The following is an 18,735-nucleotide window of genomic DNA, read 5'->3' as shown; positions in this document are numbered from 1 at the left end:
CAGGGCAGCCAGAGCCACCGCTTGTAGCGCCCACCACCACAGCGTCGTGGCATCAGGGCCCACCACCGGGCAGCATAGAGCTGCTGTCCGGTCAAGCCCGGGCCGGGAACCTGCGTAACTGTTAGTTCAGCAGGTCTCCCTGCCCTACAATTTCCACTAAGTAACACACTTTGTTGTGCCCATCACAGCGGCGCTCTGAGTGGGGCCAACGTTGTCCCTTCCATACGCACGATCAGGAGGAAGGACGTCTCCCATGACCCAAACTCTTCACAGCCCCAGCTGGTCCGAAGCGAACCAGCCGGACGCCGCCATGTCACCGTTTAAGCGGTTCGCGGCGCTCCCCGAGGCAGCCGGGCTCTACAACCCGGAGCAGGAGAAGGACGCCTGCGGTCTTGCGATCATCGCCACCCTGCGCGGCGAACCCGGGTACGACATTGTCGATGCCGCCCTCACCGCCCTGCGCAACCTCGAGCACCGCGGTGCCGTGGGCGCCGATGAGGGAACGGGCGACGGCGCCGGCCTGCTGATGCAGGTACCGGACGAGTTCTTCCGTGCCGTCACCGAATTCGAACTCCCGGCACCCGGGCAGTACGTTGTGGGCACCGCCTTCCTCCCCGCCGAGCAGCGTGAAGCCGATGCCGCGAAGGCAGGCATCGAAGGCCTCGCCGCCGATGAGGGCCTCACCGTCCTGGGCTGGCGCGAAGTGCCTGTCGTGGCCGACCTCGTGGGAGCCATGGCCCGCGCCTGCATGCCGTACTTCTCGCAGCCGTTCTTTGCCTCGTCCACCGGAGAGCAGTTGGAGCGCAACGAGCTCGACTCCCGGGCCTGGCGGATCCGCAAGCGCGCGCAGAACAAGTACGGCGTCTACTTCCCCTCGCTGTCCTCACGGACCATCGTGTACAAGGGCATGCTGACCACGGCCCAGCTTGAGCCGTTCTACCCGGACCTCTCCGACAAGCGCTTCAAGACCAAGCTGGCGATCGTCCACTCGCGGTTCTCCACCAACACCTTCCCGTCGTGGCCCCTGGCGCAGCCGTTCCGCACCATCGCCCACAACGGTGAAATCAACACGGTCAAGGGCAACCGGAACTGGATGCGCGCCCGCCAGTCGCAGCTCGCCAACCCGCTCCTGGGCCAGTCCCCGGAAGAGCTGTTCCCGATCTGCACCCCCGGTGCGTCGGACTCGGCGTCCTTCGACGAAGTGGCTGAGCTGCTGTGGCTGTCCGGCCGCCCCATCACGCACTCGATCATGATGATGATCCCCGAGGCGTGGGAAAACCACGCCACCATGGATCCGGCCCGCCGCGCGTTCTACGAATACCACTCCCTGCTGATGGAACCATGGGACGGGCCGGCCGCTGTGTCGTTCACCGACGGCAACCTGGTCGGCGCCACCCTGGACCGCAACGGCCTGCGCCCGGGCCGCTACTGGATCACGGAAGACGGCCTCGTCGTGTTCGCCTCCGAGGTGGGCGTCATCGACGTCGAACCCTCCAAGGTGGTCAAGAAGGGCCGGGTTTCGCCGGGCAAGATGTTCCTCGTGGACACCGAGGCCGGCCGGATCATCGACGATGAAGAGGTCAAGGCCGAAGTCGCCGCCTCCAACCCGTGGGCGGAGTGGGTCAAGGACAACCTGATCGACCTCAACGATCTGCCCGAGCGCGAGCACGTGGTGCACACGGCCGCGTCCGTGAACATCCGCCAGCGGACCTTCGGCTACACCACCGAAGAGCTCAAGATCCTGCTGGGTCCGATGGCGCGCACCGGTGCCGAGCCCCTCGGCGCCATGGGTTCCGATACCCCCGTGGCCGTGCTGTCCAAGCGCCCCCGGCTCCTCTTCGACTACTTTGTGCAGTCCTTCGCTCAGGTGACCAACCCGCCGCTCGACGCCATCCGCGAAGAGCTGGTCACATCCCTGATGTGCGCCATCGGTCCAAACGGTAACCTGCTGGACACCAAGCAGGTGCGCCAGCCGCAGGTTTCGCTGCCGTTCCCGGTGATCAACAACGACCAGCTCGCCAAGATCGCCAACATCGAAAGCCCGGACGGCGACAGGATCGCCATGAAGGTCCGCGGCCTCTACCGCCCCGAAGGCGGCGAGAACGCCCTCCGCGCCCGGCTGACCGAGATCTGCGAGCAGGTTTCCGGCGCCATCAACCGCGGCGTGCAGTACGTGGTGCTGTCCGACCGCGACTCCAACGCCCAGTGGGCGCCCATCCCGTCGCTACTGCTGGTCAGCGCCGTGCACCACCACCTGCTGCGCAGCGCCAACCGCACCAAGACCGCCCTGGTGGTCGAGGCCGGCGACGTCCGCGAGACGCACCACGTGGCGGTGCTCGTGGGCTACGGCGCGTCCGCCGTCAACCCGTACCTGGCCATGGAATCCGTGGAGCAGCTCATCGCCGCCGGCGACGTCGTGGGCGTCACCCCGCAGGACGGCGTGTACAACCTGATCAAGGGCCTCGGCAAGGGCGTCCTGAAGATCATGTCCAAGATGGGCATCTCCACCGTGGCGTCCTACACCGGCGCGCAGACCTTCGAAGCGCTTGGCCTCGGCCAGGAGCTCGTGGACGAATTCTTCGCCGGCACGCACTCCCAGCTGGGCGGCGTGGGGCTGGACGTCATCGCGGCAGAGGTTTCCGCTCGGCACCAGATGGCCTACCCCGAGGGCGGTATCGAGCAGCCGCACCGCCCGCTGCTGGGCGGCGGCGAGTACCAGTGGCGCCGCGACGGCGAACCGCACCTCTTCAACCCGGAGACCGTCTTCCGGCTGCAGCACGCCACGCGCGAGCGCCGCTACGACATCTTCAAGGCCTACACCAAGGGCGTTGATGACCAGTCCGAGAACCTGATGACCCTGCGCGGGCTCCTCAAGTTCAAGGACGGCCTGCGTCCTGCCGTGCCGCTCGAGGAAGTGGAGCCGATCTCCAGCATCGTCAAGCGGTTCTCCACGGGCGCTATGAGCTACGGCTCCATCTCCAAGGAAGCCCACGAGACGCTCGCCATCGCCATGAACCGGCTGGGCGGCAAGTCCAACACCGGCGAAGGAGGCGAGGACGTGGACCGCCTCCTGGATCCGGAGCGCCGTTCCGCTGTCAAGCAGATCGCCTCCGGCCGGTTCGGCGTCACCAGCCTGTACCTGACCAACGCTGACGACATCCAGATCAAGATGGCCCAGGGCGCCAAGCCCGGCGAGGGCGGCCAGCTGATGGCCCAGAAGGTCTACCCCTGGGTTGCCCGCACGCGCCACTCAACGCCCGGCGTCGGACTCATCTCGCCGCCCCCGCACCACGACATCTACTCCATCGAGGACCTCGCGCAGCTGATCTACGATGCCAAGCGCGCCAATCCCTCGGCCCGCGTTCACGTCAAGCTCGTTTCCGAGGTGGGCATCGGCACAGTTGCCGCCGGTGTCACCAAGGCGAAGGCCGACGTCGTGCTCGTTTCCGGGCACGACGGCGGAACCGGCGCCTCGCCGCTGAACTCGCTCAAACACGCCGGCGTCCCGTGGGAGCTGGGGCTCGCAGAGACCCAGCAGACCCTGATGCTCAACGGCCTGCGCGACCGTGTGGTGGTCCAGGTCGACGGCCAGCTCAAGACCGGCCGCGACGTCGTCATTGCCGCGCTGCTCGGCGGCGAGGAATTCGGCTTCGCCACGGCACCGCTGGTGGTGGAGGGCTGCATCATGATGCGCGTCTGCCACCTGGACACCTGCCCGGTGGGCGTCGCCACGCAGAACCCCGAACTGCGGGCCCGCTTCAGCGGCAAGCCCGAGTTCGTGGTCAACTTCTTCGAATTCCTGGCCGAGGAAGTCCGCGAAATCCTCGCGGAACTTGGCTTCCGGAGCATCGAAGAGGCGATCGGCCACGCGGAAGCGCTCGACACCCGCGAGGCGATCAACCACTGGAAGGCCGAAGGCCTGGACCTCGACCCCATCCTGCACGGGCTGGAGTTCGACGATGACGCCCCGCTGCGCAACCTGACCGGCCAGAACCACGAGCTGGACAAGCACTTCGACCAGCGGCTCATCACCATGGCCGCCGAGGCGCTGACCGACCGCAGCCCGGTGAAGATCGCCGTGGACGTCATCAACACGGACCGCTCCGTCGGCACCATGCTGGGCCACGTCGTGACCAAGACGTTCAGCACCGACGTGCTGGCAACGGACACGATCGACATCACGCTGACCGGCACCGCGGGCCAGTCGCTGGGCGCCTTCCTGCCCGCCGGCATCACCCTGCGCATGTACGGCGACTCCAACGACTACGTGGGCAAGGGCCTCTCCGGCGGCCGCATCATCGTCCGGCCGGACCGCACCAACGTGTTCCAGGCCGAGAGCAACGTGATCGCCGGAAACGTGATCGGCTACGGCGCCACCAGCGGCGAGATGTTCCTGCGCGGCCAGGTGGGCGAACGCTTCCTGGTCCGCAACTCCGGCGCCACGGCGGTTGTCGAGGGCATCGGCGACCACGGCTGCGAGTACATGACCGGCGGCCAGACGCTCATCATCGGCCGGACCGGACGCAACTTCGGTGCGGGCATGTCCGGCGGAACGGCGTACGTGCTGGACCTGCGGATCACCCGCGTGAACAAGCAGGCGCTGGAATCCGGCGAACTCCAGCTCCAGGAGCTGGATGCCGAGGACCGCGACATCGTCCACGGCCTGCTGGTCAAGCATGTCGAGGAAACCGAATCCCAGCTGGCCGCGCGTCTGCTCGAGAACTTCGACGACACCGCTGCCCGCATTACCAAAGTGCTGCCGCGCGATTACGCGGCCGTCCTGCAAACCCGTCTGAGCGCCATCGAAGAGGGCCTTGACCCCGACGGCGAAGAAGTTTGGTCTCGAATCCTGGAGGTGACCGGTGGCTGATCCACGCGGATTTCTGAAAGTACGTCAGCGTGAAACCCAGCCACGCCGCCCGGTTCCCGTCCGCATCATGGACTGGAAGGAAGTCTACGAGGCCCAGGAAAAGGGTGTCCTCAAGAGCCAGGCCGGGCGCTGCATGGACTGCGGTGTGCCGTTCTGCCACCAGGGCTGCCCGCTGGGGAACCTGATTCCCGAGTGGAACGACCTCATGTGGCGGGACAAGGGCGAGGAAGCGATTGAGCGGCTGCATGCCACCAACAACTTCCCCGAATGGACCGGCCGCCTGTGCCCGGCACCCTGCGAGGCGTCCTGCGTGCTGGGCATCAACCAGCCCGCCGTGACCATCAAGCAGGTTGAGGTGTCCATCATCGATGAGGCCTTCGACAACGGCTGGGTCAACCCGCTGCCGCCCGCGCGCCTGACCGGCAAGACGGTCGCCGTCGTGGGTTCCGGCCCCGCAGGTCTGGCCGTTGCCCAGCAGCTGACCCGCGTGGGCCACACCGTGGCCGTGTACGAGCGCGACGACAAGATCGGTGGCCTGCTGCGCTACGGCATCCCCGATTTTAAGATGGAGAAAGAGCAGGTGGACCGCCGACTCGAGCAGATGAAGGCGGAAGGCACCCGCTTCCGCACCGGCGTCGCCGTCGGCGCGGATGTGACGTGGGAGCAGCTGCGCCGGCGTTACGACGCCGTCGTGATCGCCACCGGCGCCACCGTTCCGCGTGACCTCCCGATCCCGGGCCGCGAGCTCGAGGGCGTGCACTTCGCCATGGACTACCTTGTCCCGGCGAACCGCGTAGTGGCGGGGGAGACGGTCGAGAACCAGATCCACGCCAAGGGCAAGCACGTGGTGATCCTCGGCGGCGGCGACACCGGCGCCGACTGCCTCGGCACCGCGCACCGCCACGGTGCGGCATCCGTCACCACCCTCGCCATCGGCAAGCAGCCTCCCGTGGAGCGCGCCGGCCACCAGCCGTGGCCGACGTTCCCCACGCTCTTTGAAATGGCCAGTGCCCACGAAGAGGGCGGTGAACGCACCTACCTCGCCTCGACCGTTGAGTTCGTCGGCGAAAACGGCAAGCTCACCGGCGTCAAGGTGGCCGAGACCGAATTCGTTGACGGCAAGCGCCTCCCGAAGGCCGGCACGGAGCGGATCATTCCCGCTGACCTGGTGTTCCTGTCCCTGGGCTTCACGGGAGCCGAACCGGCCGGAATCTCCGAGCAGGTCAGCGCCGAGTTTGACGGGCGCGGAAACGTGGCCCGCGACGGCTACTACATGACCAACACCGAAGGCGTGTTCGTGGCCGGTGACGCCGGCCGCGGCCAGTCGCTCATCGTGTGGGCCATTGCCGAAGGGCGGGCCGCCGCCGCGGCGGTGGACAAGTTCCTGATGGGAAGCACCATTCTTCCCGCTCCTGTGGCCCCGACGGATCGGGCCATTGCCGTCCTGTAGTCACAAACGGGGGACCACGGATGTTCACCTGCGGTACAACTCCAAACCAGAAACACACCAATAGGGTAGGTATATGAGACGCGCTAAGATCGTGGCAACATTCGGACCGGCCATTTCCAGCTTCGAGAACACCCTCGCAGTTATTGAAGCCGGCGTCGATGTTGCCCGCATGAACATGAGCCACGGAGACTACTCCGTGCATGACGGCACTTACGAGAACGTCCGTAAGGCCTCGAAGCAGCTGGCCAAGCCCGTTGCCATCATGGCCGACCTCCAGGGCCCCAAGATCCGTCTTGGCCGCTTTGTCGACGGCCCGCACGAACTGTTCGTCGGCGACATCTTCACCATCACCACCGAAGATGTGCCGGGCACCAAGGAGATCTGCTCCACCACGCTCAAGAGCCTTACCGACGACGTCAATGTCGGCGATGCGCTGCTGATCGACGACGGCAAGGTGGCGTTGCGCGCCATCGAGGTCGACGACGTCAAGGTGGTCGCCCAGGTGACAGTCGGTGGAATGGTCTCCAACAACAAGGGCATTAACCTGCCCGGCGTTGCCGTCAACGTTCCCGCCCTGAGCGAAAAGGACGAGGACGATCTCCGCTGGGCCATGCGCCGCGGCGTGGACATGGTTGCTCTTTCCTTCGTCCGGGACGCCTCGGACATCAAGCGCGTCCACGAAATCATGGACGAAGAAGGCAGCCGCGTGCCGGTGATCGCCAAGATCGAAAAGCCGCAGGCCGTGGAGCAGCTGCACGAGATCATCGACGCCTTCGACGCCATCATGGTGGCCCGTGGCGACCTTGGTGTGGAGCTTCCCCTCGAAGAGGTTCCGATCGTCCAGAAGCGCGCCATCGAACTGGCCCGCCGCTGGGCCAAGCCGGTCATCGTTGCCACCCAGGTGCTCGAGTCCATGATCGACAACCCGCGCCCCACGCGCGCGGAGGCCTCCGACTGCGCCAACGCGGTGCTCGACGGCGCCGACGCAGTGATGCTTTCCGGCGAGACCAGCGTGGGCAAGTACCCGATCGAAACGGTCAAGGTCATGGCCCGGATCATTGAATCCACCGAAGTCCACGGTCTTGAGCGCGTTCCTCCGCTGGGCACCAAGCCCAAGACCCGCGGTGGCGCCATCACCCGTGCCGCCGTCGAAATCGCCGACCAGCTGGACGCGAAGTACATCTGTGCGTTCACGCAGTCCGGTGACTCCGCGCGCCGCCTGTCGCGCCTCCGCCCGATCAAGCCGGTCTTCGCGTTCACTCCGGTGGAGCACGTCTGGAACCAGCTCGCGCTGACCTGGGGCATTCAGCCGGTCCTCGTGCCGATGGTGGACCACACGGATGAAATGACCGCACAGGTGGACCGCAGCCTCCTGGACATGGGGATCGTGGAAGACGGTGACCTGGTGGTCATCGCCGCCGGTTCCCCTCCCGGAAGGGCCGGTTCCACCAACTCCCTGAAGGTCCACAAGGTTGGGGACCTGGCCGACACCGGTCGCGTTGGCGAAGCCGCCAGCAACAAGGAAAAGGTTGGACCCTGGCCCGAAAAGAAGAAGAAGGCCTAGCAAGTCCTCTGGTGCGGCGGTAGCCGCACCCAGAACAAAGGGAGGCTCCCCGCCAATTGGCGGGGAGCCTCCTTTTTGTCTTTTTCTGGTTGTGCTGGCCGGCGGTGCCGGAGCCTTGAGGCCCGGCAGCCCGTCGTCGTACGGGGCCTGCCGGTGCCCTGAGGTTAGTTGACCTGGTTGATGATAGTCTCGGCCACTTCGCGCATGCTCAGGCGGCGGTCCATGGAGGTCTTCTGGATCCAGCGGAAGGCTTCCGGCTCCGTGAGGCCCATCTTGGTCGTGAGCAGGCTCTTGGCGCGCTCAACGAGCTTGCGGGTGGCGAACTGCTCCTGCAGGTCCGTGACCTCGTTTTCGAGGGCCTTGATCTCCTCGTGGCGGGAGAGGGCGATCTCCAGGGCAGGGATCAGGTCCGCGGGCGTGAAGGGCTTGACGACGTAGGCCATGGCGCCGGCGTCGCGTGCGCGCTCCACGAGTTCCTTCTGGCTGAAGGCGGTCAGCAGCACCACGGGGGCGATGCGGGCCTTGACGATCTTCTCGGCGGCGGTGATGCCGTCCATGACGGGCATCTTGACGTCCATGAGGACGAGATCCGGCTTGAGCTCCTCGGCCAGCTGCACGGCCTTCTCGCCGTTGTCAGCCTCGCCGACGACGTCGTAGCCCTCGCCCCGCAGGATTTCGATGATGTCGAGGCGGATGAGGGTTTCGTCTTCGGCCACAATGACGCGGCGCGCCGGCTGGGACGTGGTGTTTGACTCCGTCGGTTCTGACACGGGATCTCCTTGAAAAGGTACGGCGGGAACATCACTATCTTAGGTGCGCCCGCGGCGGTACTTGGATCTGCATGGCTTGTTGCGGCGTCACTGGCGCGATTCTGGAATTTAGCCTATCTGCATGTAGAGTAAATCCGCGCACTGGAAGTGGCTGCGTTGCTCACAATCACGTTGTGAGCCTACGATTGTTACTCCGTGTACTCCGCGCCCGAGTGGCGGAATTGGCAGACGCGCCGCACTCAAAATGCGGTATCGAAAGGTGTGTGGGTTCGAGTCCCACCTCGGGCACGCATTCCCCCTGGTCAGAGGGGGTTTTGCTTTTAATGTGTTGACATTGACCCTCCGGGGGTCCCTCTGACTCTGGCCGCGGTCTGTGCCTGGCGCCGCGGTTACCTATGAAATTGTGTGGGTGGCGGGGTCAGGGCCCTTGGCTGGTGGGCCCTCCGCCTGCTGGGATCTAGGGTATGTGCCGTCCTATCTGGCTGTTCCGTGGGCCAGTAGTTGGCCGTCACCCATTCATGGTCAGGAGTTGTGGTGACGACATGACCAAGGCGAATCTTCTTCGAGGACCTTCCTGGGATAGCTGCTTCTGAGAGCCAGGCAGAGTGCGCTCATCGCGTGTTTGTCAGGCCAAAAGGGTGTGCACATTGTGCACGGCTTTGTGCGCGGGTGACTTTTGGACATTCATTTTGGTCCCTATCCTCCTGATTCTGCCTTTACCACTTCATGCAGTTCTCTGTTCAGGCGACATGACTTTGCGGCCCAGACCGTCGGTTTCGTAGGACTTACCGAGTCAAGCGGGGAACCTCTGTGGGGTATCTATGGCTGGCGTACGATCCGTCCACGAGCGGAAGGGTGTGTGGGATCCGGATCTCCTTCCGGCAGTTCTGGTCTTGGTTGATCCGCCCGACTTTGCCATGTCAGGCGTCAGGGCTTTGGAGATGACCACATGATCCGTTGCGGACCGGCTGGGATAAGCTGCGGTGTCGTATGCCGTGGGGCAAGGTGCACGCTAGATAGTGCTTTTCGGCTGGCCACCGGGCACTGAGCATCCAGCGCAAGGGAGGGAAGACAGCCAAAGTCGCGGTTCCCGCTCCGGCTGTCGAGGCGCTCAACCTTTACTAGGGCACCACCGGCGCTGATTTGATCCTTGGGCAGGGCCCTGGAACCGCTCTGAGTCATTTAGGACTGTTCAGAGACTGGCCCGCAAAGCCGGTGTGGAAGGACAGATCAGCCCGCACAGCATGCGCCACACATTCGCCACGATTGCCCTGGACAATGGCGTGACTCTGCACGATTTGCAGTACAGCCTGGGGCAGGCGGATCCGCGGACGACGAGACGCTACGACCGGTCACGGCACAAGCTGGCTAAGTCGGCCGGCTACGACGTGGCACGGGCGTTGGCGTAATCCAGCGGTTGAAGAGCAGTCCTCATACCTGTCACGCGTCGCGCTGAGGATCGTCGTGGTTCTACTGTTTGCCTCCCGCAGAATCTTTCACCTGCAACTGCATGGAGGAGCTCACGCGCTGCCCGGATTCTCTGAGAGGGTCCAGCCATGCTGCAGGGTCGAGCGTCCTGCCTTCGACGCTGTCGAGTTTGTTATGACGTTTGCGCCATGTCCCATCGATCATGACGGCTTCTATATTCGCCAGGCTCGTCTGCATTACGACTGTGTCGACGGGGTTATGCACGGGCTGCATGTTCGGTTGCCTTGCATCAATGACGACGAGGTCGGCCTTCTTGCCAGGTGAGATGGAACCGATATGGTCGGCCAAGCCCATCATTCTGGCACCTTCAATGGTGGCCCACCGAAGGGCTTCATGGGTGGTGATCGTCGTCGTTTGAGGAATTGAGGCTCTTCCCGGCTGACTGTTCGCGTACTCGAAGTTATCAAGGGCGCGCTGGTGAACGAGCGCGATTCGGGCAGCGAGGAACATCTCGCCTGAGAGGCCGGACTCAAGGTCTATTCCTATCGATGGGCGAGCACCCAAATCACGCAGACGCCCGGTAAGAGGGTGACCCGTGTCCCTGTGTCATCTCGTTCTCGGGAGTCACCGAGAACGTCACTCCATGATCAAGGAATGTTTGCAGCTGGGGCTTTGAAAGGTCGTTTCCATGGACGATGTTGATGTGCGGCCCAAGGAGGCCTTCTCTTTCGAGGACGAGCCATCCCTGTGGGGAACGGGCAGCGCCCCCGCCCTGTTGCATGGAGGTGACCATCGATAATTCCCGGGCGAGCCGGAAGTCGGTGAGGGCCACTTCGAGGTCGGAGTAGTGGGGTCCGAGTACGGCCATGCCGAGTTGGAGTTTTCCGTCCCGGGAAAGCCTCGGGTCGTCTAGGAGCCGCTCGATTTCAGACCGGTCGTGGGGTATTTCCCAGAAGGGCGTCTGCCCGGGTTTGGGGCCGGGTTTCGGGCTGCCGTGGAAGTAGGTGGCCCGTATACCGCTGTCTCGGAGCGCGTCAACGGCGGCATCGGTGTGCGCCGGGGTTGGGTTGTTGTGGCACCAGTCTGCGAGCGTCGTGGTTCCGCAGTTGATCTGGTTCATTGCTCCGGCGAACGTCCCCCAATAGATGTCCGCCGGTCCGTAGTGCGTTGCCAGCCCGGCGTGGGTCCACCGAAAGTACTCGAGAAGCGTCCAATTGCTCGCAAGGCTGCGAAGACCGGTTACCCTATTACTGCCGCTCTTGCTGCATCGGCTGAGGCATCTGACAGTGACTTTCCGACATAGGCAGCGATTTCACCTTCCCAGTCCAGTCCGTTTTCTCCTGATGGCACGGGAACAGCTGAGTTACCGGTGGTAAGCGATTGTGTCCACCGGCCAAAGACGGTTGGGTGCGAGGGCAGCTCCTCGTGACGATGGCTTCCTTCGGCAGCGTGGGCGAGGTAGTTCAGCCCTATGCACAAGACCCTTGCGGACGGAAGAATGGGGGGAACGATGCTGACGTCCTGCACCGGAAACACGCGCCCGTCGGATATGGCCGTTTCCTTGTCGGGGGACAGCCAGGCGAAGGGGTCGGACCAGAAGGCCTGAAGGTCGCTGAGGAGCAGAACTGTTGATTGATCGCCGTCCTCTTCCAGGCGACCAGCAAAGACCGGATCGGCTTCGGAGAGTTTTACTCCGACAATTCTCATTTGAGGCCCTACTCTTCGACGGCGGGGGCTGCGGTGAGGGGGACTGGGACCAGTTCCTGCAGTTCCTCGAGCGTGCAGCCGAAGGTTTCGCGGACCTGAACGCCGCCGGGGCCGGTGAGGAACACGGCTTTGTCGGTGTACACACGGGTGACGCAGCCGACGCCGGTGAGCGGGTAGCTGCAGGCGTCCACGATCTTGGACGCGCCTTCCCGGGTCAGGAGCGTCATCATCACGAAAACGTCCTTGGCCCCGGTTGCCAGGTCCATCGCCCCGCCCACGGCAGGGATGGCATCGGGGGCGCCGGTGTGCCAGTTGGCGAGGTCGCCGGTGGCGGAGACCTGGAAAGCGCCCAGGACGCAGATGTCCAGGTGCCCGCCGCGCATGATCGCGAAGGAGTCGGCGTGGTGGAAGTAGGACGCCCCCGGGAGTTCGGTCACGGGGATCTTGCCGGCGTTGATGAGGTCGCCGTCGATCTCCCCGCCGGTGGCTTCAGGGCCCATGCCGAGCATGCCGTTCTCGGTGTGGAGCGTGATGTCCTGGTCCGCGGTGAGGTAGTTGGAGACCAGGGTGGGCTGGCCGATGCCCAGGTTAACGAACGAACCGGGCTTGATGTCCTTCGCCACGAGCCGGGCCAGGTTGTCGCGACCCAGGGGCGCCTCGGACGTCTGGATCGATCTGGCCTCACTGCTTGTCTGCGCGCTCATATCAGGCCACCTTCACAATGCTGTTGACGTAAATACCGGGGGTGACCACGTTCTCCGGGTCGAGTCCGCCCGTCGGCACAATTTCCGATACCTGGGCGATGGTGTGCTTTGCCGCGGCGGCCATGATGGGGCCGAAGTTCCGGGCTGTCTTGCGGTAGACGAGGTTGCCCTTGCCGTCCGCCTTGAGCGCCTTGATGAGTGCGATGTCGGCGTGGATGGGGGTCTCGAAGACCTGGCCGCGGCCGTCGATGATGCGGGTTTCCTTGCCTTCGGCCAGCATGGTGCCGTAGCCGGTGGGGGTGAAGAACCCGCCGATGCCGGCCCCGGCCGCGCGGATACGTTCGGCCAGGTTGCCCTGTGGGACGAGTTCCAGTTCGATCTGTCCGGCCTTGTATTTGGTGTCGAAGTGCCAGGAGTCGGACTGCCGCGGGAAGGAGCAGATCATCTTCTTCACCCGGCCTTCCTTGATCAGCAGCGCCAGGCCCTGGTCGCCCTGGCCGGCGTTGTTGTTGACCACGGTCAGATCAGTGGCGCCGCAGTCCATCAGTGCATCAATCAGTTCGAACGGCTGGCCGGCGTTGCCGAACCCGCCGATCATCATGGTGGAACCGTCCCTGATGCCGGCGACGGCGTCGGCCACGGTGTCTACGAAGTTGAGCATCGCTTAGCCCTTTCCAGAAGTGACGTTTTCGAGCACCACGGCCAGGGCCTGGCCGACGCCGATGCAGATCGCAGCGACGCCCCAGCGTTCCCCTGAGGCCTGCAGGGACCGGGCGAGGGTGCCCAGGAGCCGGGTCCCGGACGCGCCGAGGGGGTGGCCCATCGCGATGGCACCGCCGTGCCGGTTCACGATTGAGTGGTCGATGCCCCAGGCGTTGATGCACGCCAGGGACTGTGCGGCAAAGGCTTCGTTGAGTTCGACGGCGCCGACCTGGTCCCAGCCGATGCCCGCTTTCGCGAGGGCCTTGTTCGCGGCCTCTACCGGGGCGTAGCCGAAGTACTGGGGGTCGTTGCCGTGGGCTCCGCGGCCGGCGATGCGCGCCAGCGGTTCGAGTCCGAGCAGCCCGGCGGCGGCCTCGGACCCGATCCAGGCTGCGGAGGCGCCGTCGTTGAGCGGGGACGCGTTGCCGGCGGTGACTGTGCCGTTCTCGGTGCGGAAGACCGTCTTGAGCCCGGCCAGCTTCTCCGCCGTGGAGCCGGCGCGGATGCCTTCGTCGCGGACCAGGTCGGTGCCCGGAACCGGGGCCACCAGGTTGTCGTAGAAGCCCTCATCCCACGCGGCGGCGGACAGGTTGTGGGAGTTCGCGGCGAACTCGTCCTGCTGCTCGCGGGTCACACCGTACTTCTCGCGGAGCCGCTCGGTGGCCTCGCCCAGTGAAATGGTCCACTCCTTGGGCATGGCCTTGTTCACCAGGCGCCAGCCCAGCGTCGTGGAGGCCAGGGTCATGTCACCGGCCGGGTAGGGCTTCTCCGTCTTGGGCAGCACCCACGGCGCGCGGGACATCGATTCGGCACCGCCCACCAGCATGAGCTCGGCATCGCCGGCGTTGATCTGGCGCGAGGCGATGATCGCGGCGTCCAGCGAGGATCCGCACAGCCGGTTGACCGTCGTCCCCGGGATGGACACCGGCAGGCCGGCAAGCAGCGTGCCCATCCGGGCGACGTTGCGGTTCTCCTCGCCGGCGCCGTTGGCGTTGCCGAACACCACCTCATCGATCCGCTCGGGATCGAGCCCGGGGGCCCGCTTCACCGATTCCCTGATCACGTGCGCGGCCAAGTCATCCGGGCGGACCCCGGCGAGGCCCGAGCCGAACTTCCCGAACGGGGTGCGAACGGCGTCGTACACAAAAGCCTGATTCATGGTTCTTCCTTCGTTGGCGCGAACAGAGGTTGCGGGGTCTAGGCTGCCGCAGCCGCGGCCCTGCGCGGAGTCGGCTGATATGCCAGGAATTTCCAGGTCTCGCCCTCTTTGATCCATACCGAGAGTGCGCTGTTGGCAAGTGTTTTGTGAGTTCCGTTGACCGTAAGATCCGCGTTCATCTGTCCCAGTACAAGGGCGGTGTCCCCAATCAGGACGATATCTTCGATGGGGTGGTCGATCCGGTGGTACCTGTAGAAGCCCTTGCGAAGCTTCTCCAGGTAGCTGCTCAGCGTGTCACGATCACCCAGCGAATGGGTGTAGACCAGGCGCTGGTGGCACAGATCCTCGAAGGCGTCGTAATCACCATCGACCACGGCTTGGTAGCGCCTTTCTTCCAAGGCTACGATCTTGTCTTTCTCGGCTGCAGTGGCGTAATCCACGGAGCACTCTCCTTGCTCAAAATGTTGGCGACCATAGGCCACGAGTCTGATTTCGCCTGCTGTCCACGCCCAACGCTGCTTCTTCACGACGTTGAGCCGGGCCTTCGTTAGGGAAAGCCAAACCTGAGCTGATGATTCTTGGCCCAGCCTCATTCCAAGGTAAGTCACAGCAGGCTGGCGCGTCAACTGATAGTTGACACAATTCGCGGGCCTGATCGCGCGACAGAGCCTGCGACCAGCCTTCTCTCACCACGTATTCAGCAGAGGAACGGGCCATAATTCGCAGGAGAACGCGCTTTCTAAGGTCGTTTCCATGACGCGTTGACCCGTGGCCGGAGGTTTACAGGATTGGTACACATGTAATCTTTTACTTGACACCTGTGTGTTGGATCACTTAACGTCGTCCACGAACCAATCAAACGGAATGAGGTCAAAGTGGTCCTTAGTACCGAGGTCCTGCTTTCTGTGAGCAGGATCAGCAAGAGCTTCGGCGGGGCGAAGGCGCTCAACGACGTTTCCGTGGACTTTCGGGCGGGCGAAGTGCACGCGCTGCTGGGAGAAAACGGTGCCGGAAAGAGCACCCTGGTCAAAGTGATAGCCGGTGTAGTTACCGCCGATGCCGGCGAGGTGACATTCCCGGGAGGCTCCGAATCAACCGATGTTGCCATGGTGTTCCAGGAACTCTCAGTGATCCCCGAGCTGTCGGTCCGCGACAACATGGCTCTCAGCATGCGCCGGACCTCAGGTCTTTTAGTACGTAGGGAAAAACTGCAGGAGCGGATGCAGTCCGCGCTGGCTTCTGCGGGTCTTGAAGACCTGGATCTGGACATGCCCGTGGAGGCATTGCCGCTGGCCAAACGCCAACTGCTTGAGATCGCCCGCGGGCTCGTCGCCGACGCCCGCACCCTGATCCTGGATGAGCCCACCGCCACTCTGTCCGACATTGAAATCTCAAGCGTCCATAAGGTCGTGAGGTCGCTTGTGGCAGGCGGACGGTCAATCGTCTACATCACCCACCGGATGGGCGAAGTCTTCCGGCTGGCTGACCGGATCACCATCATGCGTTCCGGCAGCGTGGTGGCCAGCGGCCCGACGGCCGATTTCACGATGGATTCGGTTGTTACTCACATGCTGGGCGAAGAACACACAGCGGGGGAGGCCATCCACGTCAAGGAAAACTTTGCTCCGGAAAGCCGTCGGAAGCTGAACATCCGCGGACTGGCCTCCGGGCACCGCTTCTCGGACGTGTCTTTCACCGCGCAGGCCGGGGAGGTCACCGCGCTCTTTGGCCAGATAGGCTCCGGAGCTGATGACGTTGTTCGAGCCCTGGTCGGCCTCATCCCCGTGACCGCGGGGGACATTCAACTGAACGAGATTCAGCTGTCCGCCCTGACACGACCCAAGTCCCAGAAACACGGGATTGCCTACGTTTCCGCGGACCGTGTCCTGGAGGGTGTTTTCCTCAGCGGCAGTGTCGCCCAGAACGTCAGCTCGGGCGCACTGGCCGGCGTGAGCCGGCTGGGCACCCTCAGGGCAGAGCTGGAAACGGACCTCGCCCGTTCCATTGCCTCAAAGGTGGCCTTCGACCCGTCACGCATCCGGGTTCCCGTCGGATCCCTCAGCGGCGGCAACCAGCAGAAGATCGCAATCGGCAGGGCCCTTGCCACTCAACCCGATGTTCTGGTCCTGAACGAGCCGACCCGTGGCGTGGATATTGGTGCCCGCGCGGAAATCTATCGTGCACTCCGGCAGCTCTCCGCGAACAACGTCATCGTCATCGTTTATTCGAGCGACATCGTCGAGCTTCGCGAACTGGCCGACCGGGTCATCACCATGTTCCGCGGCCGCCCGGTCAGCAGCAACCATACAACCGATGTCACGGACTCCCAGATCCTCACCGAAATCCTTCACGGAGCCAAAGCATGAACACCAAAATCGCGGCACGGTCGACGGTACAAAAACCGTCATCACCAGCCACACCCGTTGCTGAAACCATCAAACGGATCATGACGGACAGTTCAGCCATCATCGCCGTAACCACCGTCCTGCTGTTCATCCTGGCTTGCATTTTCGTCAATGAGTTCGCCACGGTCACCAACCTGCGTGCACTGTTCCTCTCAGTTGCCCTGGTGGGAATTGCCGCCGTCGGCCTGAGTATCATCACCATCGTCGGCAGGCTATTCGCCCTGTCCGTCAGTGCGATGGTCGCGGTGTCTACCATCGTCTTCGCCTCCATCCTCCACACCGGTCCATGGACCGCCATGGCGGCCGCCGTCCTGTTCGGGGCCCTCGCCGGTGCAATACAGGGGTTCTTCGTCGGGCGCCTGGGCACCGACCCCATCGTCACGACCATCGCAGCCGCAGCAATTCTTATTGGCTTCGCGCAGATCGTGACCGGTGGACGCAACGTGCAGGGGGCAGGTGACGCCAGCGTCTTTGGACAAACGATCTTCGGCGTCATCCCCGTCCAGGTGCTTGCCTTCTTTGTCCTCACAGTGCTCGCCTGGTGGACGCACCGCTACACCGTGCTGGGCCGGAGGGTAACCCTCGTGGGCCTGAACGAAAAAGCAGCCCTTGTCTCAGGAATGCGCGCCTGGCCGGTAATCCTGTTTGCCTTTATCGCCTCGGGCGCCATGGCAGGCCTGGCCGGCGGGCTGCTGTCCTCTGAATCGGGACAAGGAAACCTCCAGCTGGGCGGCACCTTCGGCTTCGATGCCATCACGGCTGTCGTAGTCGGCGGCGTCAGCGTCAAAGGCGGAACAGGGAATCCCGTCGGCGCTGCAACCGGGGCCGTCCTCGTCGGCCTGCTCGGCAATGCACTGGTCCTGCTCGGGCTCAGCTACGAAGTCCAGCTCATCTTCAAGGGCGTCCTCGTCCTGCTGGCCGTCGTAGCAACCGGCATCGCATCCAACCGTCAATCAGGAAGAAAGCGCTGATCCCGTGGTTAGAATCTATTGGCACTTCCGGACACTTCTGGCATGGTCGCTGGCAGTCCTCGCATTCATCGCCTTCGCACTGACCAACCCGGCCTTCCTCAACGCCGGCAACCTCTACTCGCTTCTGCAGTCCTTCGCCGTCCTGGCTCTGGTCGCAACCGGTCTCGCGATCGTCATGATCGCCGGTGAATTCGACCTCTCCATCGCCGGAACCATCCCTTTGGCCGGGCTCATCGCGGTCAAGGTAGGTGAAACCGCCGGTATACCCCTCGGCGTCGCCGCCGCCATCGCCGTCACGGTCGCAGTGGGGGTCCTGAATGGCTGGCTCACCGCCCACTATGCCGTACCGTCCCTTGCCGTCACCGTCGGGACCCTGGTGCTGACCATTGGTCTGGGTTTCGCCGTGGCCGCCGGCAAGATCGTCACCCTCACCGACTTTGAACCGGGGCTCTGGCTGGACCAGGCCATCGCCGAGATCGTCTCACCCCGTGCACTGCTGCACGTGGTTCTCGTCGTGGCCGCGGGATGGTTCATGGCCAAGACGTGGTCCGGCATGAAACTCCGGGCCGTCGGAAGTGACCGCCAGCGCTCCGCAGCGTCCGGCCTTCCGGTGACCCGTGTCCTGATCCTGGCGTTCGTTATCTCCGGTCTGTTCGCCGGCGTGGCAGGCGCCCTTCAGGGACTGACCCTGGCTTCAGGGGCGCCCGGATCAGATGAAGCGACCCTCCTGCAGGCCGTCACCGCGGCGATTATCGGCGGTGTCGCGCTGACCGGTGGCAAGGGCAGTATCCCGGGCGTCGCCGCCGGAGCCATGCTGCTGGCCGTGGTCGGCAACGGGCTCAGCCTGCAAGGCACATCAACCGCCATCATCCAGCTGATCAACGGCGGAATTCTCCTCCTCATCGTTGTCATCGACCGCCCGCTGAACCGCATCGTCAACAAGTCGGTCGAGAACAGCATGTCCACCTCCCAACACCGCGTACCAACCAACCACTAAGGATCACC

General features: G+C 64.1%; 14 protein-coding genes, 1 tRNA gene and 1 pseudogene. 8 read left to right on the top strand and 8 right to left on the bottom strand.

All coding sequences use genetic code 11. From position 1 onward, the window contains the following. The first annotated feature begins 253 nt into the window (after positions 1 to 253). The 3 genes from gltB to pyk all read left to right on the top strand — a co-directional run bounded on the left by gltB (position 254) and on the right by pyk (position 7,884). Positions 254 to 4,870 (top strand): glutamate synthase large subunit, encoded by a 4,617-nt coding sequence (gene gltB, locus B1A87_RS09780; protein ID WP_078029745.1) that lies wholly within the window; start codon positions 254 to 256, stop codon positions 4,868 to 4,870. Continuing rightward, a complete protein-coding gene (locus B1A87_RS09775) occupies positions 4,863 to 6,320 on the top strand; it encodes a glutamate synthase subunit beta (RefSeq protein WP_078029746.1) in 1,458 nt (485 codons plus the stop codon). Before gltB ends, B1A87_RS09775 begins: the two co-directional genes overlap by 8 nt. Positions 6,321 to 6,393: 73 nt before the next feature. Beyond that, positions 6,394 to 7,884, top strand: coding sequence for a pyruvate kinase (gene pyk / locus B1A87_RS09770; RefSeq protein ID WP_078029747.1), 1,491 nt, complete (start codon positions 6,394 to 6,396; stop codon positions 7,882 to 7,884). Between the two features lie 164 nt (positions 7,885 to 8,048). Here pyk and B1A87_RS09765 read toward each other — a convergent pair whose 3' ends face one another. Then, the gene (locus B1A87_RS09765) at positions 8,049 to 8,654 is read right to left on the bottom strand and encodes an ANTAR domain-containing response regulator (protein ID WP_078029748.1); all 606 of its coding nucleotides are present in this window, start codon (positions 8,652 to 8,654) and stop codon (positions 8,049 to 8,051) included. Positions 8,655 to 8,860: 206 nt separating this feature from the next. Here B1A87_RS09765 and B1A87_RS09760 point away from each other — a divergent pair. Both B1A87_RS09760 and B1A87_RS24970 read left to right on the top strand, forming a co-directional pair. Further along, a tRNA-Leu gene (locus B1A87_RS09760) sits at positions 8,861 to 8,942 on the top strand. An 884-nt stretch (positions 8,943 to 9,826) separates the two neighbouring features. Beyond that, positions 9,827 to 10,063 (top strand): annotated as a pseudogene (locus B1A87_RS24970) (tyrosine-type recombinase/integrase); the annotation flags it as partial. A gap of 61 nt (positions 10,064 to 10,124) precedes the next feature. Here the strand turns inward: B1A87_RS24970 and B1A87_RS23300 are convergent. From B1A87_RS23300 to B1A87_RS09725, 7 genes are all read right to left on the bottom strand, one after another. After that, the gene (locus B1A87_RS23300) at positions 10,125 to 10,646 is read right to left on the bottom strand and encodes an amidohydrolase family protein (protein ID WP_221937576.1); all 522 of its coding nucleotides are present in this window, start codon (positions 10,644 to 10,646) and stop codon (positions 10,125 to 10,127) included. A 1-nt stretch (position 10,647) separates the two neighbouring features. Beyond that, positions 10,648 to 11,202 (bottom strand): hypothetical protein, encoded by a 555-nt coding sequence (locus tag B1A87_RS23295; RefSeq protein WP_221937575.1) that lies wholly within the window; start codon positions 11,200 to 11,202, stop codon positions 10,648 to 10,650. Positions 11,203 to 11,321: 119 nt separating this feature from the next. Continuing rightward, positions 11,322 to 11,789 (bottom strand): fumarylacetoacetate hydrolase family protein, encoded by a 468-nt coding sequence (locus B1A87_RS09745; protein WP_078029750.1) that lies wholly within the window; start codon positions 11,787 to 11,789, stop codon positions 11,322 to 11,324. A gap of 8 nt (positions 11,790 to 11,797) precedes the next feature. Next, entirely contained in the window at positions 11,798 to 12,493 is a 696-nt protein-coding gene (locus B1A87_RS09740; RefSeq protein ID WP_078029751.1) for a 3-oxoacid CoA-transferase subunit B, read from the bottom strand. A gap of 1 nt (position 12,494) precedes the next feature. Then, positions 12,495 to 13,154 (bottom strand): 3-oxoacid CoA-transferase subunit A, encoded by a 660-nt coding sequence (locus B1A87_RS09735; RefSeq protein WP_078029752.1) that lies wholly within the window; start codon positions 13,152 to 13,154, stop codon positions 12,495 to 12,497. A gap of 3 nt (positions 13,155 to 13,157) precedes the next feature. After that, positions 13,158 to 14,354, bottom strand: a complete 1,197-nt coding sequence (locus tag B1A87_RS09730) for a thiolase family protein (protein WP_078029753.1) — start codon at positions 14,352 to 14,354, stop codon at positions 13,158 to 13,160. A gap of 38 nt (positions 14,355 to 14,392) precedes the next feature. Continuing rightward, the gene (locus tag B1A87_RS09725) at positions 14,393 to 14,794 is read right to left on the bottom strand and encodes a nuclear transport factor 2 family protein (protein WP_221937574.1); all 402 of its coding nucleotides are present in this window, start codon (positions 14,792 to 14,794) and stop codon (positions 14,393 to 14,395) included. 435 nt (positions 14,795 to 15,229) lie between these two features. Here B1A87_RS09725 and B1A87_RS09720 point away from each other — a divergent pair, with 435 nt between their 5' ends. From B1A87_RS09720 to B1A87_RS09710, 3 genes are read left to right on the top strand one after another with little or no spacing between them, the layout of a single operon-like run. Continuing rightward, positions 15,230 to 16,720: a sugar ABC transporter ATP-binding protein gene (locus B1A87_RS09720; RefSeq protein ID WP_078029755.1), complete on the top strand. Its 1,491-nt coding sequence runs from the start codon at positions 15,230 to 15,232 to the stop codon at positions 16,718 to 16,720. Next, on the top strand, positions 16,717 to 17,730 hold the full coding sequence (locus B1A87_RS09715) for an ABC transporter permease (RefSeq protein WP_078029756.1): 1,014 nt from the start codon (positions 16,717 to 16,719) through the stop codon (positions 17,728 to 17,730). Before B1A87_RS09720 ends, B1A87_RS09715 begins: the two co-directional genes overlap by 4 nt. 4 nt (positions 17,731 to 17,734) lie before the next feature. Beyond that, positions 17,735 to 18,727: an ABC transporter permease gene (locus B1A87_RS09710; RefSeq protein ID WP_078029757.1), complete on the top strand. Its 993-nt coding sequence runs from the start codon at positions 17,735 to 17,737 to the stop codon at positions 18,725 to 18,727. Positions 18,728 to 18,735: the final 8 nt, after the last annotated feature.

This window comes from Arthrobacter sp. KBS0703, assembly GCF_002008315.2.
GTDB lineage: Bacteria > Actinomycetota > Actinomycetes > Actinomycetales > Micrococcaceae > Arthrobacter.
Note: the sequence above shows the minus strand (reverse complement) of the source record. Positions and strands in the feature narration are given on the sequence as shown.